Annotated in this window: 21 protein-coding genes and 1 pseudogene; 15 read left to right on the top strand and 7 right to left on the bottom strand. The window is 69.4% G+C overall.

All coding sequences use genetic code 11. From position 1 onward, the window contains the following. Positions 1-159: 159 nt before the first annotated feature. The 7 genes from K244_RS0112080 to K244_RS0112050 all read left to right on the top strand — a co-directional run bounded on the left by K244_RS0112080 (position 160) and on the right by K244_RS0112050 (position 7,737). On the top strand, positions 160-1,314 hold the full coding sequence (locus K244_RS0112080) for a transporter substrate-binding domain-containing protein (RefSeq protein ID WP_020186530.1): 1,155 nt from the start codon (positions 160-162) through the stop codon (positions 1,312-1,314). After that, entirely contained in the window at positions 1,311-1,937 is a 627-nt protein-coding gene (locus K244_RS0112075; RefSeq protein WP_020186529.1) for an ANTAR domain-containing protein, read from the top strand. The genes K244_RS0112080 and K244_RS0112075 overlap by 4 nt, the downstream gene beginning before the upstream one ends. Before the next feature lie 173 nt (positions 1,938-2,110). After that, a complete protein-coding gene (locus K244_RS0112070) occupies positions 2,111-2,956 on the top strand; it encodes a nitrilase family protein (protein ID WP_020186528.1) in 846 nt (281 codons plus the stop codon). 46 nt (positions 2,957-3,002) lie between these two features. Further along, on the top strand, positions 3,003-4,160 hold the full coding sequence (locus K244_RS0112065; RefSeq protein ID WP_020186527.1) for a substrate-binding protein: 1,158 nt from the start codon (positions 3,003-3,005) through the stop codon (positions 4,158-4,160). A 215-nt stretch (positions 4,161-4,375) separates the two neighbouring features. After that, positions 4,376-5,209 carry a branched-chain amino acid ABC transporter permease gene (locus K244_RS0112060; RefSeq protein ID WP_020186526.1) on the top strand — a complete coding sequence of 278 codons (834 nt, stop codon included), beginning with the start codon at positions 4,376-4,378 and terminating at the stop codon, positions 5,207-5,209. A gap of 73 nt (positions 5,210-5,282) precedes the next feature. Beyond that, positions 5,283-7,010, top strand: coding sequence for an ATP-binding cassette domain-containing protein (locus tag K244_RS0112055; protein ID WP_280949670.1), 1,728 nt, complete (start codon positions 5,283-5,285; stop codon positions 7,008-7,010). Beyond that, positions 7,003-7,737 (top strand): ABC transporter ATP-binding protein, encoded by a 735-nt coding sequence (locus K244_RS0112050; RefSeq protein WP_020186524.1) that lies wholly within the window; start codon positions 7,003-7,005, stop codon positions 7,735-7,737. Before K244_RS0112055 ends, K244_RS0112050 begins: the two co-directional genes overlap by 8 nt. 12 nt (positions 7,738-7,749) lie before the next feature. On the opposite strand, the gene K244_RS0112045 is transcribed toward K244_RS0112050, so the two are convergent. Beyond that, entirely contained in the window at positions 7,750-9,060 is a 1,311-nt protein-coding gene (locus K244_RS0112045; protein ID WP_024816474.1) for a UDP-glucose/GDP-mannose dehydrogenase family protein, read from the bottom strand. A 290-nt stretch (positions 9,061-9,350) separates the two neighbouring features. Here K244_RS0112045 and K244_RS0112040 point away from each other — a divergent pair, with 290 nt between their 5' ends. Continuing rightward, on the top strand, positions 9,351-11,153 hold the full coding sequence (locus tag K244_RS0112040) for a PQQ-binding-like beta-propeller repeat protein (protein WP_020186522.1): 1,803 nt from the start codon (positions 9,351-9,353) through the stop codon (positions 11,151-11,153). Positions 11,154-11,427: 274 nt separating this feature from the next. On the opposite strand, the gene K244_RS0112035 is transcribed toward K244_RS0112040, so the two are convergent. Next, positions 11,428-11,889 carry a MucR family transcriptional regulator gene (locus K244_RS0112035; RefSeq protein WP_020186521.1) on the bottom strand — a complete coding sequence of 154 codons (462 nt, stop codon included), beginning with the start codon at positions 11,887-11,889 and terminating at the stop codon, positions 11,428-11,430. 269 nt (positions 11,890-12,158) lie between these two features. Between K244_RS0112035 and K244_RS0112030 the strand changes: the two genes are divergently transcribed. Together K244_RS0112030 and K244_RS23925 are read left to right on the top strand one after the other, a co-directional pair. Next, entirely contained in the window at positions 12,159-12,470 is a 312-nt protein-coding gene (locus K244_RS0112030) for a hypothetical protein (RefSeq protein ID WP_020186520.1), read from the top strand. 72 nt (positions 12,471-12,542) lie between these two features. After that, a complete protein-coding gene (locus K244_RS23925; RefSeq protein WP_024816472.1) occupies positions 12,543-12,956 on the top strand; it encodes a hypothetical protein in 414 nt (137 codons plus the stop codon). A gap of 3 nt (positions 12,957-12,959) precedes the next feature. On the opposite strand, the gene K244_RS0112020 is transcribed toward K244_RS23925, so the two are convergent. After that, on the bottom strand, positions 12,960-14,540 hold the full coding sequence (locus K244_RS0112020; protein ID WP_020186519.1) for a glucan biosynthesis protein G: 1,581 nt from the start codon (positions 14,538-14,540) through the stop codon (positions 12,960-12,962). Positions 14,541-15,184: 644 nt separating this feature from the next. On the opposite strand from K244_RS0112020, the gene K244_RS0112015 reads away from it, so the two are divergent. Together K244_RS0112015 and K244_RS0112010 are read left to right on the top strand one after the other, a co-directional pair. Beyond that, positions 15,185-16,342 (top strand): type III PLP-dependent enzyme, encoded by a 1,158-nt coding sequence (locus tag K244_RS0112015; protein ID WP_020186518.1) that lies wholly within the window; start codon positions 15,185-15,187, stop codon positions 16,340-16,342. Positions 16,343-16,386: 44 nt separating this feature from the next. After that, on the top strand, positions 16,387-16,929 hold the full coding sequence (locus K244_RS0112010; RefSeq protein WP_020186517.1) for an N-acetyltransferase: 543 nt from the start codon (positions 16,387-16,389) through the stop codon (positions 16,927-16,929). A gap of 52 nt (positions 16,930-16,981) precedes the next feature. Here K244_RS0112010 and K244_RS0112005 read toward each other — a convergent pair whose 3' ends face one another. Further along, entirely contained in the window at positions 16,982-17,308 is a 327-nt protein-coding gene (locus tag K244_RS0112005) for a HigA family addiction module antitoxin (protein WP_020186516.1), read from the bottom strand. Between the two features lie 32 nt (positions 17,309-17,340). After that, positions 17,341-17,620, bottom strand: a pseudogene (locus K244_RS23150) (type II toxin-antitoxin system RelE/ParE family toxin). Between the two features lie 285 nt (positions 17,621-17,905). On the opposite strand from K244_RS23150, the gene modA reads away from it, so the two are divergent. From modA to modC, 3 genes are read left to right on the top strand one after another with little or no spacing between them, the layout of a single operon-like run. Beyond that, positions 17,906-18,709: a molybdate ABC transporter substrate-binding protein gene (modA, locus tag K244_RS0112000; protein WP_020186515.1), complete on the top strand. Its 804-nt coding sequence runs from the start codon at positions 17,906-17,908 to the stop codon at positions 18,707-18,709. Positions 18,710-18,734: 25 nt separating this feature from the next. After that, complete coding sequence (gene modB, locus K244_RS0111995; protein WP_036305723.1) at positions 18,735-19,424, top strand: molybdate ABC transporter permease subunit; 690 nt, start codon at positions 18,735-18,737, stop codon at positions 19,422-19,424. Continuing rightward, the gene (gene modC, locus K244_RS0111990) at positions 19,421-20,494 is read left to right on the top strand and encodes a molybdenum ABC transporter ATP-binding protein (protein WP_020186513.1); all 1,074 of its coding nucleotides are present in this window, start codon (positions 19,421-19,423) and stop codon (positions 20,492-20,494) included. Before modB ends, modC begins: the two co-directional genes overlap by 4 nt. A 165-nt stretch (positions 20,495-20,659) precedes the next feature. Here the strand turns inward: modC and bfr are convergent, their stop codons facing one another. Both bfr and K244_RS0111980 read right to left on the bottom strand, forming a co-directional pair. After that, a complete protein-coding gene (gene bfr / locus K244_RS0111985) occupies positions 20,660-21,139 on the bottom strand; it encodes a bacterioferritin (protein WP_020186512.1) in 480 nt (159 codons plus the stop codon). A gap of 119 nt (positions 21,140-21,258) precedes the next feature. Next, positions 21,259-21,564 carry a (2Fe-2S)-binding protein gene (locus K244_RS0111980; protein ID WP_020186511.1) on the bottom strand — a complete coding sequence of 102 codons (306 nt, stop codon included), beginning with the start codon at positions 21,562-21,564 and terminating at the stop codon, positions 21,259-21,261. Positions 21,565-21,577: the final 13 nt, after the last annotated feature.

The following is a 21,577-nucleotide window of genomic DNA, read 5'->3' as shown; positions in this document are numbered from 1 at the left end:
GCGCCAATGACGCGCGTCCTCGCTCCGGACACTATGGCGCCGGACGATGAATCGGGGGTCAACGGACGCCGAGGATTGACCGGGAACGGGCGGAGGCTGTCGATTGCGCGGGGCTTTCGGCATGTTTCGCACGACGAACACGGATGAGACGGGGCAGGGATGGCGAAGGAGGACGACGCGACGTGGCGCGTGGGCGTGCTGTTCTCGCGCAGCGGCGTGAGCGGCGTCACCGAGACTGAGCATTTCCTCGGCACGGCGCTCGCGATCGAAGAGATCAACACCGCAGGCGGCGTGCTCGGCCGGCAGATCGAGCCGATCTGCTACGACCCTGCCGCCGACAACGACGCCTATCGCGCTCTTGCGCGGCGGCTGCTGGCCGACGACGGCGTCGAGGTGATTTTCGGCTGTTCGCTGTCGGCGAGCCGCAAGTCAGTGCTTTCGACCATCGAGCGGCACAACGGACTGCTCTGGTACCCGTCGATCTACGAGGGGTTCGAGTACTCCGAAAACGTCATCTACACCGGCGCCACGCTGAACCAGAACGTGTTCGCCCTGGCGGACTTCCTGCTGCAGGAATATGGGCCGCGCATCTTCATCGTCGGCTCGGACTACATCTACCCGCGCGAGTCCAACCGGGTCATGCGCGACCTGATCGAGGCCAAGGGCGGGACCATTGTCGGCGAACTCTATGCGCCGCTCGACGCCGACGAAGACGCCCACAAGGCGATGGTGGCGGAAATCCTGCGCGCCGCGCCCGACGCGGTGTTCTCGACCGTGGTGGGACGCGGCGCCGAGCGGCTCTACCGCGCTTACGCCGACGCCGGGATCGACCGGGCGCGCCGGCCGATCGCGAGCCTCACCATGTCGGAGGGCCAGATCCAGGCGATCGGCGCCGAGCGATGTTCCGGCCATGTGCTGGCCGCGCATTATTTCGAGCAGCTCGACAGCGACGAGAACCGCCGGTTCGTCCAGGCCTTCAAGGCGCGCTTCGGCGAGGGCCGGCCGACGAGCATGTGGTCGGAGACGGCCTACGCGCAGGTGCATCTCTTCGCCAAGGCGCTCGCCGAGGCCGGCACGCTGGACGCGGAGCGCCTGAGCGCCGCCGCCCTGCGCCAGAGCTTCGCGGCGCCCGAGGGCGACCTCGCCTTCGACGGCGAGACCCGCCACATCTGGCTGACGCCCGGCATCGGCGTCGCACGCGCGGACGGGCAGTTCGACGTGGTCTGGCGGTCGAGGCGTCCCGTGCGTCCGGATCCCTACCTTGCGGCGTCGCGGTTCGAATCGAACTGGCTCGAGGAAGGGCTCGCCTCGTGAGCGGTCCGGCCCGCCGGATTCTCGAGGATCTCCGCCGCGCCCGGGCGCTCGTGGTGCATCCGCGCGACGAGGAGGGCGCCTCGCTGGTCGACCAGCTGCGCCGTCTGGGCTGTGAGGTCTCGATCGCCTGGCCGCCGCCCGCGGTCCTGCCGCCCGACATCGACACGCTGTTCATCCAGCTCGACGACGCCGAGGTCGGACATCTGCTGCCCTCGATCGAGGAGACGGAGCCCGCGGTGATCGCGATCGTCGCCTACGAAAGCCCGACCTCGCTGAAGGCGATCGTGGACTTCAACGCCCACGGGGTGCTGAGCAAGCCGCTGAGGCCGCGGGGCGTGCTCACCCAGTTCGCGCTGGCCCGCTACCGGCGCGGCTACGAGGGCCGGCTGACGGCCAAGATCGTCAAGCTCGAAGAGACGATGAAGGGTCGCCGGATGGTCGAGAAGGCGGTGCGGCTCCTCACCGACCTCAACCGGATCGACGAGGACGCGGCCTACAAGCTGCTTCGGGACCGCGCCACCGCCGCCCGCGTGCCGCTGGCGAGCGTGGCCGAAAGCGTGGTGGCCGCGCACGAGGCGATGAGCGGCCTGGGACTGCACATCTCGTTGGCCGAAAGGTCATGATCACGGCAGGTCTTGCTGCATTTATCGCCTTGATCACGGCGTCATCGAGTCTATCGTAACGGCGTCGGGCAAGATTGCCCCGCAGCAGGATTGCTGCATCACATCTCGGCTATGGAGCCTCTGGTCTGCGGATGACTTCCGCGTCCAGGGGCTTTTTGCGTTTTGGAGCTTACATGATCCAAGCGAATGATCCCGCGCGTCCGCCGTTGCAGGTGTCGTGCATTCAGTTCGAGCCGAAGATGGGCGCCGTCGCCGACAACGTGGCGCGGGCGTCCGAGCTCATCCGCGCGGCGGCGGCTTCGGGAAGCCGGCTCATCGTGCTGCCGGAGCTCGCCAACAGCGGCTACGTCTTCGAAAGCATGGAGGAGGCGACGGCGCTCTCCGAACCCGCCAAGGACGGGCCGACCGCGCTCGCCTGGGGCGCGCTCGCCAAGGAGCTCGGCGTCTACCTCGTCGCCGGCTTCGCCGAACGCGACGGCGACGCGCTCTACAACTCCGCGATGATCCTCGGCCCGGAAGGCTTCATCGGCGTCTACCGCAAGTCGCATCTCTGGTATCGGGAGAACATATTCTTCCGAAAGGGCGATCTCGGCTTTCCCGTGTTCGAGACGGCGATCGGGACCATCGGCGTCGCCATCTGCTACGACGGCTGGTTCCCGGAGACGTTCCGCCAGCTCGCTCTCGCCGGCGCGGAGATCGTCTGCATTCCGACGAACTGGGTGCCGATGCCGAGCCAGCCCGAGGGCGAGGCGGCGATGGCCAACACGCTGCACCGGGCGGCGGCGCATTCCAACGGGATCTTCATCGCCTGCGCCGACCGCGTCGGCGTCGAGCGCGGCCAGCCGTTCGAGGGCCAGAGCCTGATCATCGGGCCGAAGGGCTGGACGATCGCCGGCCCGGCGAGCCGCGACCAGCCCGAGACGCTCACCGCGATCATCGACCTGGACGAGGCCTCCGCCAAGGACCTCAACGAGTTCAATTCCGTCCTGCGCGACAGGCGCAGCGACGTCTACGGCTGAAGCCCAGGCCTCGCCGTCTCACCCTGTCTCCGAGGAGCCAAGATCCATGCTCAAGCGTCACTTCGCCGGCGTCGCAGCCGCCCTCGCGCTCGCGGCGTCGCCCGCCTTCGCGGCCGACAAACCGATCGTGATCGGCGTGCCGGTCGGCCTCTCCGGCGCGAACAGCGTCGTCGCCCCGTCCGTCGTGCAGTCGGCCGAACTCGCCGTTGAGGAGATCAACGCCGCCGGCGGCGTGCTCGGCCGTCCGCTCAAGCTCGAGGTCGCCGACGACGCCTCCGGCGCCGCGGGCGCGCAGAAGGCCTTCGACTCCCTGATCTACCAGAAGAAGGTCGACGTGCTGATCTCGATGGAGACCAGCGCCGCCCGCAACGCCGGCCTGCCGGCCGTCACCAAGGGCAAGGTGCCGTACATCTACACCTCGTTCTACGAGGGCCGGTCCTGCAACAAGAACCTGTTCGTGAACGCCTGGGTGCCCGAGCAGCAGGTGCCGCCGATCGTCGACGCCTTCGCCAAGGACAAGGCCGCCAAGACCTACTTCCTGATCGGCAGCGACTACGCTTTCGGCCGCGGCATGCTGGCCTTCACCAAGAGCTACATCGAGAAGATCGGCGGCAAGGTCGTGGGCGAAGAGTACCTGCCGATGGACGGCAGCGACTGGACCGCGATCATCTCCAAGCTGAAGGACGCCAAGCCGGACGCGCTGATCACCTCGACCGCCGGCGGCGCGCCGAACGTGACGCTGACCAAGCAGCTGCGCGGCGCGGGCGTCGCGCTGCCCTACGCCAACCTCGCGGTCGACGAAGGCACGGCGAAGAGCATGGGCGCGGACGCCGAGGGGATCTACCTCTCCGCCTCCTATGTCACCGGCATCGAGAGCCCCGAGAACAAGACCTTCCTCGCCGCGATGAGCAAGAAGTTCGGCGCCGGGCTGAAAACCCCGAATGACCTTTCGGTGCCGCAGTACGAGGCGATCTACCTCTACAAGGCCGCCGTCGAGAAGGCGGGCGGCACGGAGACCGCGAAGGTGCTCGAGGCGCTGCCGACGGTAAGCTTCACCGGCCCGCGCGGCTCGATCAGCATGTCGAAGCAGCACCACGCGCCGCTGACCATGTACCTCGGCCAGGTGCAGGGCGACGGCTCGGTCAAGGTCGTCAGCTCGTTCAAGGACGTCGATCCCGGCGAGCAATGCCCCAAGCTGAACTGACTCCAGTCCTTCTCCCCTCCCCCTTGGGGGGAGGGGCCGAGGGTGGGTGTGGTTCAGGCTGAGTTCGTACGGCGGCGCTTGGCCGCCGGCGCCTCTCTCCCCTGACGAGCTTGGTTCTGCCCGACCCCCAACCCCTACCCCCTCCCCGCAAGGGGGAGGGGGACCGAAGACCGCGCTTCCACGCGTTGCGATGACGCCTCAAGGAAAGGCCGAAGATGCTGCTCATCCTCGACGTCCTGACCACCGCCGGCATCCTGTTCGTGGTCTCGATCGGGCTGCTGGCGGTGTTCGGCGTGCTGAAGATCATCAACTTCGCCCACGGGGCCTGGCTGACCATCGGGGCCTATTGCGCCGTGGTCGCCGCCAAGCTCGGCCTTAACCCCTGGGCCGCGCTGCCGCTCGCCTTCGTGATCGGCGGCGCCCTCGGCGGGCTGGCCGAGCTCTTCATCATCCGACCGCTCTACCGCCGGCCGCTGGACGCGATCCTCGCGACCTGGGGGCTCGGCATCGTCATCGGCCAGCTGATCACGCTTGGCTTCGGCCGCGACGTGCAGATGACCCCGAACCTGTTCTCCGGCACCGTCGAGGTCTTCGGCGCGGACTACTCCGCCTACCGTCTGGTGGCGCTCGGAGCGGCCGTCGTCATCGGCGTCGCCTTCGCGCTCACCATCGAGGGCACGCGGCTCGGGCTGTCGGCGCGCGCCGTCATCATGAACGAGACCCTGGCGCGCGGCCTCGGCATCGACACCGCCCGCGTGCGGTTCTTCACCTTCATGATCGGCGCCGGCCTCGCTTCGCTCGCGGGCGTGCTGCTCACCCCGCTCACCAGCGTCGATCCGAACATGGGCGTCAGCTGGCTGATCGGCGCCTTCATGCTGGTGATGGTGGCGGACGCGTCCTTCCTCGCGCTTGGCGTCGCCTGCCTCGTGTTCGGCGCGGCGCAGGTGCTGATCAGCACCTTCGTCAGCCCGATCCTGGGAAGCATCGCGATCGCCGTGTTGGCGGCGCTCGTGCTGCGCATCAGCCCGAAAGGTTTCTCCCGTGCCTGACGACGTCTCCGCCCTCGGGCTCGCCGCGCGGCCCGAGCGGGGCCGCGCGCGGCTGTCGCGGGCCGCGCCCTTCGTGGTCGCGGGTCTCGCAGCCGTCGCGCTTTGGATCGCCCCGCTCGTTCTCGACACCTTCGCCGTCAACGTCCTCACCCGGTCGATGATCTACGCCGTGCTCGCGGTGACGGTGGACCTGCTGTGGGGCTTCGCCGGCATCCTCACCTTCGGGCAGGCGGCGTTCTTCGGGGTGGGCGCCTACGCGACCGCGATGGCGCTGACCTATCTCGGGGCGACCCCGGCGTGGATCGCTGTCGCCCTCGCGCTCGCCGTCGTCGCGCCGATGGCGCTCGGCCTCGCGGTCGGCTGGCTGTCGTTCTACCACCGCTCCACCGCGCTCTACGCCTCCGTCATCTCGCTGGTCACGCCCATCGTGGTGACGCAGCTGATCTATTCCGGTGGCGAGTGGACCGGCTCCTCGAGCGGCCTCGTCGGCTTCGACGTGCTGCCGCTCGAGCTCGAAGGCTTCTTCCGGCTGGCGGCGTTGGTGCTGATCGCGGTGACGCTTGCGGCCTGGGTGTTCGTGCGCTCCGACGCCGGCCGCGCGCTGGTCGCGGTCCGCGACAACGACGCGCGCTGCGCCTATCTGGGGCTCAGCCCCAAGCGGCTGCAGATCGCGCTCACCACCGTGCTCGCGGGCGTCGCGGGCCTCGCCGGCTTCGTCTTCGCCAACGCTTCGTCGGTGGTCGCGCCGGAGAACGCCGGCTTCCTGTTCGGCACCGAGCTCGTGATCTGGGTCGCGCTCGGCGGCCGCGGCACGCTGCTCGGACCGGTCCTCGGCACGATCGCGATTGACTATCTTGCGGCGAACCTTTCCGGCGACCTGCCGTTCCTGTGGCAACTGCTGCTCGGCACGGCCTTCGTCGCCGTCATCATCCTGCTGCCGGGCGGCTTGGCGGAACTCGCTCGCCGGGCCTGGGGCGCGCTGCCGGTCGGACGCCGGCCGGGCTTCGCCCCGCGGCTGGCCGCCAGCCCGCCGCGCGCGGAGGCGGAGGCGTCCGACGCGCCGCTGCTCAAGATCGACGGCCTCGCCAAGTCCTACGGCAGCCTGACCGTGCTCGAGAACATCGACCTCGAGATCCGCGCCGGCGAACTGGTCAGCCTCGTCGGCCCGAATGGCGCGGGAAAGACCACGCTGATGCGCTGCCTGAGCGACGGCACGGAGCCCTTCAAGGGCGCGGTCTCGATCGCGGGCGCTTCGACCGCCGGCCTGACGCCCAACCGCATCGTGGCGCTCGGCGTCGGCCGCAAGTTCCAGGTCGCGAGCGTGTTCGAAAGCTTGACGGTGGCGGACTGCCTGCTGCTCGCCCGCGCGCCCCACGACGGGTTGAGCGCCCTCGGCCGCGCCGAGACCCTGACCCTGCCGCAGGCCGCGCTCGACGTGCTCCGGATGACCGGCCTCGACCGCATGTTGGCGGAGCCGACGCGGCTGCTCTCGCATGGCCAGAAGCAGGCGCTCGAGCTCGCGATGGTGGTGGCGCTGGAGCCGCGGGTGATCCTGCTCGACGAGCCGACCGCGGGCCTCACCAAAGCCGAACGCACGACCATCGGCGCCGTGCTGAAGACCCTCACCGCCGAGCTTGGCATCGCGGCGGTGCTGGTGGAGCACGACCTCGACTTCGTGCGGCAGATCTCCTCGCGCATCGTGGTCCTGCACCAGGGACGGCTGGTGCTCGACGGGACCGTGGACGAGGTCGTCAATTCCGAGCTTGTCCGGACCATCTATTCGGGAGGGGCGCATGTCTGACGCGGCGCGGCGGGCGGAGGACGCGACGGGCGGCGCGCTCGCGCTCGATGGCGTGACGAGCGGCTACGGCGCCGTCTCGATCGTGAAGGGCGTCTCGCTCACGGTCGCCTCGGGCGAGATCGTGGCGCTGCTCGGCAAGAACGGCATGGGCAAGACCACCCTGCTCAAGACCATCCTCGGCATGGTCGGCCTGCGCGGCGGCGCGATCGCGGTCGACGGGGTTTCGGTCGCAGGGCTGTCTCCCGCGAAGCTCGTCGCGCTCGGCGTCGGCTACGCGCCGCAGGAGCAGCCGCTGTTCCAGGATCTTTCGATCCGCGACAACCTGCGGCTCGCGGTCGCGAGCGACCGTCTGCTGCCCGCGGCGCTGGAGCGCGTGTTCGGCCACTTCCCGTTCCTGAAGGACCGGCTCGCGCAACGCGCGGGCACGCTCTCGGGCGGCGAACAGAAGATGCTGATCCTCGCCCGCGCGCTGATGCTGAAGCCAAGGCTGCTGCTGATCGACGAGATTTCGGAGGGCCTGCAGCCCTCGGTCGTCGACCGCATCGCCGCCGCCCTTTCGGCCGAGCGGGCGGCGAGCGGCGCCACGATGCTGATCGTCGAGCAGAACCTCGATTTCGCCCTGCGCGTCGCCGACCGCTGGGCGGTGCTGAAGCTCGGCGAGATCGACGACGAGGGCGCGACGGGCCCCGACGCGCGCGAACGCATCCTTCGTCACCTCAGCGTCTGACGCGACGCTGTCTCAGCCGGCGTTGCGGCCGACGCTTGCATAAGCAAAACCGTGCCGGACGACCTCGGCCGGGGGGTAGACGTTTCGCAGGTCGACCATCACCGCCTCGCGCATGGCGGCCTTCAATCGGGGGAGATCAAGCGCGCGGAACTGGTCCCATTCCGTCACCAGCGCGACGGCGCTCGCGCCCTCGGCGGCCGCGTAGGCGTCCGGGCAGAAGACGACGCCTTCGAGCAGGGGCTTCGCCTGCTCCATGCCCTCGGGGTCGTAGGCGCGGACCGTCGCCCCGGCGTCCTGCAGCGCCGTGATGATCGACAGCGACGGCGCCTCGCGCATGTCGTCGGTGTTCGGCTTGAAGGTCAGGCCCAATACCGCGATCGTCTTGCCGCGGACGTCGCCTCCCATGGCGGCGACGATCTTGCGGGCCATGGCGCGCTTGCGCGTGTCGTTGACCGCGACGGTGGTCTCGATCAGCCGGACCGGGCTGTCGTGGTCCTGGGCGGTCTTCACCAGCGCGACCGTGTCCTTCGGGAAGCACGAGCCGCCGTAGCCCGGACCCGCGTTCAGGAACTTCGAGCCGATCCGGTTGTCCGAGCCGATGCCGCGGGCGACCTCCTGCACGTTCGCGCCGACCTTCTCGCAGAGGTCGGCGATCTCGTTGATGAAGGTGATCTTCATCGCGAGGAAGGCGTTGGCCGCGTATTTGATCAGCTCCGCCGTGCGGCGCTCGGTGAACATCAGCGGCGAGGCGTTGAGCGACAGCGGGCGGTAGATCTCGCTCATTACGGCGCGGGCGCGCTCGTCGACGGTTCCGATCACCACCCGGTCCGGCCGCTTGAAGTCGGAGATCGCGGCGCCCTCGCGCAGGAACTCCGGGTTCGAAGCCACCGCGACGTCGGCGTCCGGATTGGCGGCGCGGATGATGCGCTCGACCTCGTCGCCGGTCCCGACCGGCACGGTCGACTTGGTGACGACGACGGTGAAGCCGGTCACGGCCTTGGCGATGTCTCGGGCGGCCGCATAGACGTAGGACAGGTCCGCATGGCCGTCGCCGCGGCGCGAGGGCGTGCCGACGGCGATGAAGACCGCGTCCGCGCCCGCGACCGCGGAGGCGACGTCGGTCGAGAAGGTCAGCCGGCCGCCGCGCACGTTGCTTGCGACGAGGTCCTCGAGGCCCGGCTCGTAGATCGGGATGCGCCCCGCCTCGAGGGCGGCGATCTTGCCGGCGTCGGTGTCCACGCAGGTCACGTCATGGCCGAAGTCCGCGAAGCAGACCCCGGAGACCAAGCCGACATAGCCGGCGCCGATCATCACGATACGCAAAGGCGTTAGTGTCCGTTCTCGAGGGAGGGCGGGCGCCCGGATGCGGCCCGGTTATCACGTCGGGGGCGGCGGGAACAGTCATGGGCGCTGGCGACGCCCAGCATCCGGCGCGCGGTCGCGGCTGCTTCACCCCTCGACGCCTGCTCAACCCCTGGCGGAGCGCGATAACAGCCCGATGACAACGAAGCGCCTGAGCCGCGACGGCGCTTCGCGCGTAGACCTTAAGTCGTCTGGCGGCGGATTGTCGTCCCGCCGACCGTGCCGTCCATCTCAAGCGTCAGGATCTCCCCATGACCCTCATTCGCCGCCTGATCGTCGCGACGGCCCTCTGCCTCCTCGGTGGGCCGCCCGCCGTCGCGGCGGCGATCGACGACGCCCGGCTGCAGGCGGCGGATGGGGACGCCGCGAACTGGATCCTACCCGGCCGCGACTACGGCGACCGCCGGTTCTCGCCGCTGAAGGACATCAGCCGGGAGACGGTCAAGCGTCTGGTTCCAAAGTGGATCTACCAGACCGGGACCGCCGCGACCTTCCAGACCACCCCGCTGGTGGCCGACGGGGTGATGTACGTCACCGCCCCGTTCTCCCACGTCATGGCGGTCGACGCCCGGACGGGGCGCGAGATCTGGCGCTACGAGCACAAGGCGGCGACGAAGAAACTGTGTTGCGGCCCGGCGAACCGGGGAGCCGCGCTGGGCTACGACCGGGTCTACGTGGCGACGGTGGACGCGCGCCTCGTCGCGCTCGACCAGTCCACCGGCAAGGTCGTCTGGGACGTCGCGCTCGATCCGGCGGCGACCGACGGCCCGAGCGAGGACCGCGGCGCGATCAGTCCCGGCGACGCGACGCTGAAGGGCGCCGTCTCCGGGGCCACCGGCGTCGGCGCCAACGCCGCGCCGCTGGTCTACGACGGCAAGATCATCATCGGCATCACCGGGGTAGGTTACGGCCTCCACCTCGACAGCGACCGTCCGGGCGCGCCGCTGGGCGCGGTGGTCGGCGTCGCTGGGCGCTACGGCCGGCCGGGATTCCTCGCGGCCTACGACGCCGCGACCGGCAAGGAGGTCTGGCGGTTCGATACCACCAAAGAGGGGTGGGAAGGCGCGTTTTTGGAAAAGACCGCCTATGGCGAGACGCTGCCGCGCGACGCCGCGGCGGAGAAGGCGGCCGCTCCCGACCACCAGGATTCCTGGCGCTTCGGCGGCGGTTCGATCTGGCATGCGCCGGCGCTCGATACGAAGACGGGGCTGATCTACTTCGGGGTCGGCAATCCGTCGCCGCAGGCCGCGGGCGAAAGCCGGCCTGGGGACAATCTCTACACCTCGTCGCTCGTCGCCCTCGAAGCCAAGACCGGACGCCTCGTCTGGAGCTACCAGCAGACGCCGCACGACCTCTGGGGCTACGACGTCGCAAGCCCGCCCTCGCTGTTCGACGTCGATGTCGGCGGGCGGACAGTCGCGGCGGTGGGGCAGGCGAGCAAGCTCGGCTGGTACTTCGTCCATGATCGCGCGACGGGCGCGCTGCTGTTCAAGTCCGAGCCCTATTCGCCGCAGTCGAACCTGTTTCATGCGCCGACGCCGGACGGCGTCGTGGTCGCGCCCGGCGTCGGGGGCGGAGTGAACTGGTCGCCGGCCGCCGTCGACCCCACCAGCCAGACCGCGTTCGTCGCCGCCATGCACTGGCCGGCTGCCTACCGCTCGCAGGTGATCCCCGCGGCCGACGGCAAGCCCGAAGTCCGCTACTTCTCGATCGAGCCCGTATCGGAAGGCACCTATGGAATTCTGGCGGCGATCGACCTGAAGGCGGGCGGCAGGATCGCCTGGAGCACGAAGCTGCCGCAGCCGCTGATCGGCGGGGCGCTGGCGACGGCGGGAGGGCTGGTCTTCACGGGGGAGGGCGTCGGCGATTTCTCGGCCTTCGACGCGACGACCGGCCAAAAGCTCTGGAGCTTCAACTGCGGCGCCGGCGTCAACGCGCCGCCGATCAGCTTCGCGGTCGACGGCAAGCAGTACGTCGCGGTGGCGGCCGGCGGCAGCCAGATCTGGGGCTTCCGGCAGGGCGGCGCCGTGATCGTGTTCGGCCTGCCGGACTGAGGGGAAGGCGCCGATCGTCTCCGGTCCTCGTCGCGTCAATGAACGCCTGATGAACGCGACGGCGGGAAAGCGTTCAGGGACTTCGGTCTACAAGGACGGAAGCTTCGCATTTGGATCCCCCGCCCTGAACGGCGTCGTGACGGTCTCCCGCCCCTCTCCGTCACGAACCAGCGAAGTAAGCCCGGCCGATGGGGATTGGCCGGGCTTACTCATATCAGGTTTGTTCCGGCCAGGCTTCGCAGCGCGGCGCGAGAGCCGAGGCCAACGCCAACGCCTACTCCGCTGCGGCGCGCTTACGGCCGCGCTTCGCCGGGGCCGGCGCGGGCGCTGCGACCGGTTTGGCGCGCTGTTGGCCAAGGCCCATCTTCTTGGCGAGTTCGGACCGGGCCGCCGCGTAGTTCGGGGCGACCATGGGATAGTCCAGCGGTAGCCCCCACTTGGCGCGGTAATCCTCGGGGCTCAGGTCGTAGCGCGTGCGAAGATGGCGCTTGAGCGACTTGAACTTCTTTCCGTCCTCCAGGCAGATGATGTAGTCGGGCCCGATCGATTTCTTGATGGCGATCGCGGGCTTGAGTTCGACCGTCGGTTCTTCGACGGCGCCCGTCGCCACTTTGACCAGCGCGCCGTGCACGCTCGCGATCAGCTCCGGAAGATCGGCGGAGGGGACGGAGTTGTTGCTGACATAGGCTGCGACGATGTCGCCGGCTAGCGTGATAGGGTCCTGCGCATAGCTCATGTCAATCTCCAGTGATCTTTCATTTCATATTCATGTTCTGATTTTGGCAGATCATGCAAGGTGAATTTACGAAAACTCTGATCCGTTTCTACCGTTGTTGTTGGCCGCTCGCACCGAGATCAGCATCCGCATTTCCGGAGGCCTCGTCGTCTGCAGATATGCGATCTGCACAAGGGACGAAGGCTCCGGTCGCACGCGCGTCTGGGCCGCGCAACGGCGCCGGATCGCCTGTGCACAGCCGCGCGGACGCCGTTGCGCGGCGGGGCGTCATGATTAATGTCGCGTTCATGGAGACCGAGGGGGCGGCGTCGCAGTCGACGCGGGCGTGCGGGGCGGCGGGGGCGTTGGCCGCCCGCATACGTTTCGCCGCCATCGAGACCCGCATCGCCGAGCAGGCGGAGGCCATGACCGTCTTGCGCGCAGGGCGAAGCCGGCACCATCGGCGCGGCTCCGCCAGCTGGACAAGCGACGATGAGGCCGTCTTCACGCAGTACTTGGCCGATCTGAGGCTCGCGACCGCGGGCCAGATCGCCGCCGTGCTGCGCTCGGTCGCCGCCATGGCGCAGTCCCGCCTGAACTGATCCCCTGATAGTCTCGGGCCGCGCCGAGCGTCGTGGCGGCATGGCGCTCACGGCGGATGGCTCTTCGAGCTGATGCGCGTTGAATCCCGCGGCCATGCCCAGCGCGCGATGCGCCACGTCGCGCTCTATGGCCACGCGATCATGGACACGCGGCGATCGGCTCTTGTTCTTTATTTGTTCTTATGGAATTTCTCCCTTCAAGGGAGATGGATGATGGCCAAGATCGAACCGCCGCCGGAGGTCAGAGCGCAGCCGACGCTCCCGCCTGCCCGGCACGAGGATCTCGCGCGGTTTATCGGCTGGCTGTGCGTGGAGTGTCGCCGCTGCGGCCATCGTTGTGTGTTCGAGGCGGGGAGCCCGCCGACCGCGCAGCCGCCGGAGCGGCTCGCACGGGCGTTGGTGTGCCGCCGCTGCGGCGAGCGTTCGCCCAAAGTCCATCGGGCCCCGAGCCCCCGCGACGCCCAGCGCTGGCGGCTGGATCGCTAGCGGTCAGCCATTCTCCGGCGCGTAGGGGAAGGTCCAGGTCTCGGTCAGCGCCCGCTCGCCCGCCTTCAGGAAGGCGCGGAGCTCCATCGTCTGGCCCGTGTCGGCCTGCACGTCGACGCCGACGCGGAAGCCGCCGATTTTCGGGTTCGGCGTCACGAAGGTGCGGCTGATGCGGCCGGAGGACGACGAGGGCACCACCTCCACCCGCGACGGGTCGCCCAGATAATAGGGCAGGTCGCCGCCCGCGAAGTCGATGATGAAGCGCTGGGTGCCGGCGGGCACGGGCTCGGCGGAGCCGAGCGCCGCGGCGCGGGTCGGGAAGGTGTTGAGCGCGCGTCCGCCGGGGTGCATACGCCCGTCCGACGACAGCGATTTCAGCCGGTAGCCGAAAACCCGCTCCTGGCCCACCTCGACCGGACCCGCCGGGACCCAGAAGGCCACGATGTTGTCGTTGGTCTCGTCGTCGGTCGGAATCTCGATCAGTTCGACGCGGCCCTGGCCCCAACCCTCGCGCGGCTCGATCCAGTAGCTCGGCCGAAGCTGGTAGGAGAGATCGAGGTCCTGGTAGTGCTCGAACAGCCGGTCGCGCTGCATCAGGCCAAAGCCGCGCGGGTTCGTGTCCCAGAACGACGAGGACTGCAGCGTCTTCGGGTTCCGGAGCGGCCGCCACACCCATTCGCCGCCGCCGGTCTGGACCAGCAGGCCGTCCGAATCGTGCAGTTCGGGCCGGAAGTCGGAGTAGTGGCGGCGCTGGTTCTCGCCGTAGAAGAACATCGACGTCAGCGGCGCGACGCCGAGCTTGGCGATCGGCTTGCGGATGCAGAGCGTCGCCGTGACGTCCACGACGGTCTCGACGTCGGGGTAGACCACGAAGCGATAGGCGCCTGCGAGCGAGGGCCCGTCGAGCAAGGCGTAGATCGTGGCGCGGTCGGAGCCCGGCCCGGGCATTTCGACCCAGAACTCGCGGAAATCCGGAAACTCCTCCGGGTTCGGGCCGCCGCAGTCGATCGCGACGCCGCGCGCGGAGAGTCCGTAGACCTGGTTGCGGCCGAGCACCCGGAAGTAGCTCGCGCCCACGAAAGAAATCAGTTCGTCGAACACCCGCGGATCGTTCAGCGGGTAGTGCAGGCGGAACCCGGCGAAGCCGAGGTCCACCGGAAGCGGGCGTTCGAACTTGTTGGCCCCGTAGTCGAACAGCGCGCCGGAGTAGGGGGCGGGGGTGGCGATGCCGTCGCGCACGACGTTCACCACGACCGGGCGGCGGTAGAGAAAGCCGGGGTGGAACATCTGCATGCGGAAGGGGCCGCCGCCGGCGGCGAGGAGCGAGCGGTCCGGCCGGAAGCGGATGTCGCGGTACCGGTCGAAGCTCAGGTTGCGCAGCTCCTCCGGCAGCTCCCGCGCGGCCGGGTCGTAGGGCTGCTTCGCGAGGTCGCGCGCGCGGCGGACCACGTCTTCGTAGCCGAAGGCCGGTTGCGGCGTCGGCTGCTGGGCGAAGGCGGGCACGGAAGCGGCTGCGACCGCGCCGGCCGCGCCGAGCTTGAGCGCGTCGCGGCGCGTGAGTGGGCTGATCGAAAAATCGCTCATCGAAACTCTGATGGGAGCGCGCCGTCCCCCGCCGGAGGCGCATCGGAAAGCTCGGACGCGCGGGCCGCCCGCACGAGGCTTAAGTCGTAACGGGCGGACCTCGCGCGGGCAAGCCGCCGGCCGGCCTGAACCTTCTGGACTCGCTCGACAAAAAACACCGTCACAATTCAAAGTTTCTGTTGCATGCGACAGCGAACGTCCCTATCTCGTCGCTTGCCCAATGAACGCGTGCCTGTGTCGTGTGTCGGGTTGGCGGGAACTCCCCGCCGGGCAACCCGATGGCCGGAAATCCCAACCGGCTCTAAGTCGTCTCTCCGACGGCGGACGCGACGTGAAGCAACGACGTAGAGGGCTTTTTTGGTCTCTGCCGGCTGTCCAAACGCCGGGGTCACTGAAGAGGCGACTACTTCCTTGCCGGGCGTGCGGGTCTCCGGGTGTTCCCCAAGTCCCAAACGTGGCGCCGACCTTGTCCGAGACGGTTCGTTCCGTCGCGAGAGGTCGTCGTGACTACGGCGTGATCGAACGGTCGGGTCCAGTCGGATTCGGCCGCGGGATGCTGACGACGACCGAAGCGCGTCTCCAACGCGCGCTCCGGGCGATCGGCGTCCCTCAACCGTCACTCTGACTTCCGTTGGGACACCGCCATGGCCTCGCACCTCTCCGCCCTCGACAACGACCGCATCCGACGCTTCCTCGCCGAGAAGCAGTCCGACGAGCCGATTCTGGTCGTCGACAGCGAGATCGTGCGCGACAACTACACCAAGATCGCCCATGCGCTGCCCGACACCCGCGTGTTCTACGCGGTGAAGGCGAACCCGGCGCCGGAGATCCTGAACCTGCTGGCCGAGATGGGCTCGTGCTTCGACTGCGCCTCCGTGGTCGAGATCGACATGGCGCTCGCGACCGGCGTGGGCCCCGACCGCATCTCCTTCGGCAACACCATCAAGAAGGAGCGCGACGTCGCCGCAGCATACGCCCGCGGCGTGCGCCTGTTCGCGGTCGACTGCCGCGCCGAGGTGGAGAAGATCGCGCGTTCGGCCCCCGGCGCGCGCGTGTTCTGCCGCATCCTGGCGGACGGCGCCGGCGCCGAATGGCCGCTGTCGCGCAAGTTCGGCTGCGCGCCCGAGATGGCTGCGGACGTGCTCGACCACGCCCATCGTCTCGGCCTGCAGGCCTACGGCGTGTCGTTCCACGTCGGCTCGCAGCAGAACAACACCGGCGCATGGGACGCAGCCCTCGGCTCGGCCGCGCAGATCTTCCGCGACTGCGCGGAGCGCGGCATCACGCTTTCGATGGTGAACCTCGGCGGCGGGTTCCCGACCCGCTACCTCAAGGACATCCCGGCGGTCGAAGCCTATGGCGAGGCGATCTTCGAGGGCCTGCGCGCGCACTTCGGCAATCGTATCCCCGAGACGATCATCGAACCGGGCCGCGGCATGGTGGGCAACGCCGGCGTGATCGAGGCCGAGGTGGTGCTGGTGTCGAAGAAGTCGGACGCGGCGGACGAGATCCGCTGGGTCTATCTTGACATCGGCAAGTTCGGCGGCCTTGCCGAGACCATGGACGAGGCGATCCGCTACCCGATCCGCACCGGACGGGACCAGGACGCGATGTCTCCCTGCGTGCTCGCCGGTCCGACCTGCGACTCGGCGGACGTAATGTACGAGAAGGCGCCCTACGCGCTGCCCGTGAGCCTCGAGATCGGCGACAAGGTGCTGATCGAGGCGACCGGCGCCTACACCACGACCTACGCCGCGGTGGCGTTCAACGGCTTCGCGCCGCTCGCCTCCGTCGTCATCTGATCCCGACCTCATACGTCGTCATCTAACCCCTTCAGGAGGGTTTCATGGCCGTCATTCGTGACGAGGCCCCGGCCGACGCCGGGGCCCGCGAGGCGCTGCTCGACCGCGCGTTCGGTTCCGCCCGCTTCGCCAAGACCTGCGAGCGCCTGCGCGCCGGCCGTCTGGCCGCCCGCGGCCTTGCGCTCAAGGCCGAGATCGGCGGGCGCCTGGTGGGCACGCTGCGCTTCTGGCACGTGGCCGCGGGCGGCCGCGCCGCGCTGATGCTCGGGCCGCTCGCGGTCGAGGCGGACGTGCGCGAAAGCGGCGTCGGCGCCGCGTTGATGCGCGAGGGCCTGGCCCGCGCGGCGGCGCTCGGCCATCAGGCCGTGATCCTCGTCGGCGACGCGCCCTATTACGCCCGGTTCGGCTTCGACGCCGGCACGGTCGAGGGCCTCACCATGCCCGGCCCGGTCGAGCGCGCGCGTTTCCTCGGCCTCGAACTCGTCCCCGGCGCGCTCGCCGACGCCGCCGGCCTCGTCCGCGCGACCGGCGCCGTCGCCCTGCCGACGCGCGAGATCCCGGCGGCCGCTCCGAAGCGCGCGGCCTGATCATCTAAACTCTTCGACACGCCCGCGCCGGATGCCGGCGGGGGCGTGTCGCTCATGCCGCCCGATGGATCGGTTCGATCGCCTTCGCCAACGCCTCGCGCGTGGCCGCTGCCGTCTGTGCGTCGTAGCGAGCCTGAAGATTGAGCCAGAACTCCGTGCTGGTGCCGAAATAGAGCCCGAGCCGGACGGCGGTGTCGGGGGTGATCCCCAGTTCCTCCTTCGCGACCCGTTCGATTCGCGTCCGCGGAACGCCGCAGGCCCGGGCGACCTTGCCGGCCGAGACTGCGAACGGAATGAGGAACTCCTCCCTCAGCACCTCGCCGGGGTGCATCGGCGGCAGAGCCTCGGCTTCGTCCATGTCGTCGTTCGTGCGCGTCATCGAGCGCCTCCGTCTCGCCTGGCCTGGGGCCGTCAGTGGTAATCCGCAATTTCGACGTTCTCTGCGCCGGCGGCGGTCCACACGAAGCAGACGCCACTGGTCGTTGACACGGATCGAGTGCTGACCTGCGCGATCGCCCACCAGCGGCTCGAGCCGATTTCCCGGCGGTGACCGTAGGTCGTTCAAGCTGACCGCCGCGTGGAGCATTTCGAGCTTCCGACGTGCGACGCGCAGTATTGGGGGCGGAAAGCCCTTCGGAGCCCGTCCGTCGAACGCGGCTTCCGTTTTCCTGTCGCGGAACGAGACAATCATTGCGGGCCTCGGCGCACACTTTTGATTGTATCGCCTGACGATACAAAAATGCAAGCGTGTGTACCCTCCGAAGATGCACCCGTCTGGGCGCGCGCCTGTCTCGCCCCGGTCTCGTCGTCCCCGCTTGCTCCGCCGGCCTCCCTCAGGCATTTTCGCGCACGACGCATCCGCCGCTGACGGCGGTTTCCGCGCGGGTCTTCAGCCCTCCCGATGGAGAGGGCGCCGATTCGCGTCCCCACCGATCGTGACGCCGTGGCCCAAAGCGCTGCGGCGTGGAGACCGCACATGTTCCGCCGCACCGTCCTTGGGCGCCTCGCGCTCGCCGTCGCCCTCATCGCCGCGCCCGCAGGCCTCGCCTTCGCCGACGAGGCCAAGGCGCCCGTCATTGTGTTCGCCGCCGCCTCGCTTAAGAACGCGCTCGACAAGATCGGCGCGGACTGGACCAAGGAGACCGGCGTCGAAGTCAAGGTGAGCTACGCCGCGTCCTCCGCGCTCGCCAAGCAGATCGAGCAGGGCGCGCCCGCCGACCTGTTCATCTCCGCCGACCTCGACTGGATGGACTACGTCGCCAAGAAGGATCTGATCGTCGCCGACACGCGCCAGAACCTGCTGGGCAACCGCCTCGTGCTGGTGGCTGCGAGCGACTGGTCGAAGGGCGACGTGGACCTCAAGCCCGGCGTCGATCTCGCCGCCGTTCTCGGCGACGGCCGTCTCGCCATGGGCGAGGTCGCCTCCGTTCCCGCCGGCAAGTACGGCAAAGCCGCGCTTGAGAAGCTCGGCGCCTGGGACGGCGTGTCGGCCAAGGTCGCGGGCGCCGAGAGCGTGCGCGCGGCGCTGGCTCTGGTCTCCCGCGGCGAGGCGCCGCTCGGCGTCGTCTACAAAACCGACGCCGCGGCCGATCCGAAGGTCAAGATCGTCGGGACCTTCCCCGCCGACAGCCACCCGCCGATCGTCTACCCCGTCGCCAAGCTCAAGGATTCGAAGAGCGGCAACGCGGACGCCCTGCTGAAGCGCCTCACCGCGGCGCCCGCCCGCTCGGCCTTCGAGACCGCCGGTTTCGCGGTGCTGCCGCCCGTTTCGGGGAGCTGAGTCGCTGGAGGGGATCGAGCACGCGCTGGGGCTTGAGACCGGCGACGCCGACGCCATCCGCCTGAGCCTGCTCGTCGCCTCGGTCGGTACGCTCGCGACCCTGCCGTTAGCGGTGCTGGTTGCGGTCGCGCTCGCGCGCGGCCGTTTTCCCGGCAAGATCCTGCTCGACGGGCTCGTCCACCTGCCGCTGGTGCTGCCGCCGGTCGTCACCGGCTACCTCCTGCTGATCGCCTTCGGCCGCCGCGGGATCCTCGGCCCCGCGCTCGAAAGCTGCTGCGGGCTGGTGTTCTCGTTCCGCTGGACGGGGGCTGCGCTCGCGGCCGGCATCATGGGCTTTCCGCTGATGGTGCGGGCGATCCGGCTCTCGATCGAGGCGGTCGACCGGCGGCTGGAGGCGGCGGCGGAGACGCTCGGCGCGAGCCGCATCGGGGCGTTCTTCGCGGTCACCCTGCCGCTCAGCCTGCCGGGCGTGCTGGCGGGCGGCGTGCTCGCCTTCGCCAAGGCGCTCGGCGAGTTCGGGGCCACCATCACCTTCGTCTCCAACATCCCCGGCGAGACCCGCACCCTGCCGGCCGCGATCTACACCCTGACCCAGACTCCCGGCGGCGACGCCGCGGCGGGGCGCTTGGTGCTGGTCGCGATTGCGCTGTCGCTCGGCGCGCTGATCCTGTCCGAGCTGTTCGCCCGCCGGCTTTCAGCACGGATCGTCGGATGACGCTCGAGGTCGACATCCGCCGGACGGTCGGCGCCTTCATGCTCGACGTGGAGTTTTCGGCGCCTGCGGGCGTGACGGCCGTGCTGGGCCGCTCCGGCGCGGGCAAGTCGACCGTCGTGGCGGCGGTGGCGGGGCTGACGCGCCCCGACGCCGGCCGCATTGCGCTCGGCGGCGAGGCTTTGTTCGACTCGTCGGCCCGGGTGAACCTCGCTGCCGCCAAGCGCCGGATCGGCGTGGTGTTCCAGGAAAGCCGGCTGTTCCCGCATCTCTCTGTGCGCTCCAACCTTCTGTTCGGCCGCAAGCGGCGGCGCGAGGCCGCGGCGCCGGCCTTCGACGAGGTGGTGGAGACGCTGGGCGTCGGCCATCTGCTCGACCGCCGCCCACGCTCGCTCTCCGGCGGCGAGCGCCAGCGGATCGCGATCGGCCGCGCGTTGCTGTCCGGCCCCCGCGCGTTGCTGTTCGATGAGCCGCTGGCCGCGCTCGACGCCGAGCGCAAGGCGGAAGTTCTGCCGTTCCTCGAAGCTCTGACGCGCGCGACGGCGTTGCCCGTTCTCTACGTCACCCATGCGCTGGAGGAGGCGCGCCGCCTCGCCGACAGGCTCGTGGTGCTGGAGGCGGGCGTCGTCGTCGCCGAGGGCGGAGTGGAGGCGGCGATCGCGCAGGCCGGGCTCGCGACCGCCGGAGACCGCTTCGCCGAAGGCGTCACGGTCGACGCCCGCATCGCGCAGCTCGACGAGGCCTACGAGCTGACGGGCGTGGCGCTCGGCGCGCATCTCGTCTGGGTCCCGGGGCTGCTGGGATCGGTCGGCGAGGCGGTGCGGCTCCGCCTGCTCGCTCGGGACGTCGCGCTCGCGCTTGATTCGCCGGGGCGGATTTCGACCCGCAACGTCCTGCCGGGCGTGGTGCGCACGCTGAAGCGGACCGGCGGACCCTATGTGCTCGCATCCGTCGACGTCGGCGGCGCGGTGCTCAAGGCCGAGATCACCCGGCGCTCCGCCGACGAGCTGAAGCTCGCGCCGGGGCGTGTGGTGCATGCGCTGGTGAAGAGCGTCGCGACCGCGCGCGCGTAACGCGGGCGCACGGACCGCATGGGCGAGGAGGGGAGCGATGGACGCTCCTCACGCAGGTCCGGCGCGAGGCCGACGCTTGGCAAGGCGATGGATCGGCACGGCCCCGAACGAAAAAGGGCCCCGCCACGGCGGAGCCCTTTGATCAACTCCTCGGCGTCGCCGCACTCAGTCTTCGAGTTCGCCGATGTGGTGCTGGGCGTAAAGCTGCTCGCCGAGTTTGGCGACGAGGTCGAGCTGCGTCTCGAGGAAGTCGATGTGACCTTCCTCGTCGCCCATCAACTCCTCGAACAGGTTCTTGCTCGGGAGATCGCCCACCTGCTGACAGTAGAGCGCGGCTTCGCGGTACAACGCACGGGCCTCGTTCTCGGCGGCGAGGTCGCACTCCAGAACTTCCTTGACGGTCTGGCCGATCCGCAGCGGATCGAGGACCTGCATGTTGGGGAAGCCCTCGAGGAAGATGATGCGCGTGACGAACTTGTCCGCGTGCTGCATCTCCTCGATCGACTCGGCGCGCCACTTCTTGGCGAGCGCGGCGTAGCCCCAATCGTCCAGCAGGCGGTAGTGCAGCCAGTACTGGTTGATCGCCGTCATCTCGGACCGAAGCCCGCGATTGAGATAGTCGATGACCTTTGCGTCGCCCTTCATGGCGTCCTCCTCCGCGGCAGAGCCGCCCGTCCGAATATTGGAGGAGTTCTAAACTACGGCGCAGAGCCGTGCAAGCGCCCTTGCATGCGCGATTTGACGCCTAAACGGAGAAAAATGGCTCAGCGGCGCGCGCGCTCGATGGTCGCGACGCCGACCACGTCGCCGATGAAATCGACGACCTCGCCATGGCCGTGAGTCACCGCGGGGCACGCCGCCGGGCACGCGCCGCACGCCGACGGTTCCGGCGCCTTCAGGCCCTTGATGTCGTCGAGCATGGCTTTGATGGTGCGCGCGCAGCGGCCGCACTGGGGGCTGCAGCCGAGACAACGGTAGACCTGACCCGGCGTCCGCGGATTCGCGGTCTCGTCGCCGATGGTCGTCCGAATCTGCGTGTCGCTCAGCACGTTGCAGGAGCAGACGATCATGAGGCGTCCGTCG

The organism is Methylopila sp. 73B (assembly GCF_000526315.1).
GTDB lineage: Bacteria > Pseudomonadota > Alphaproteobacteria > Rhizobiales > Methylopilaceae > Methylopila.
The sequence above is the reverse complement of the archived record's forward strand: the minus strand, read 5'-3'. Positions and strand labels throughout refer to the sequence as shown.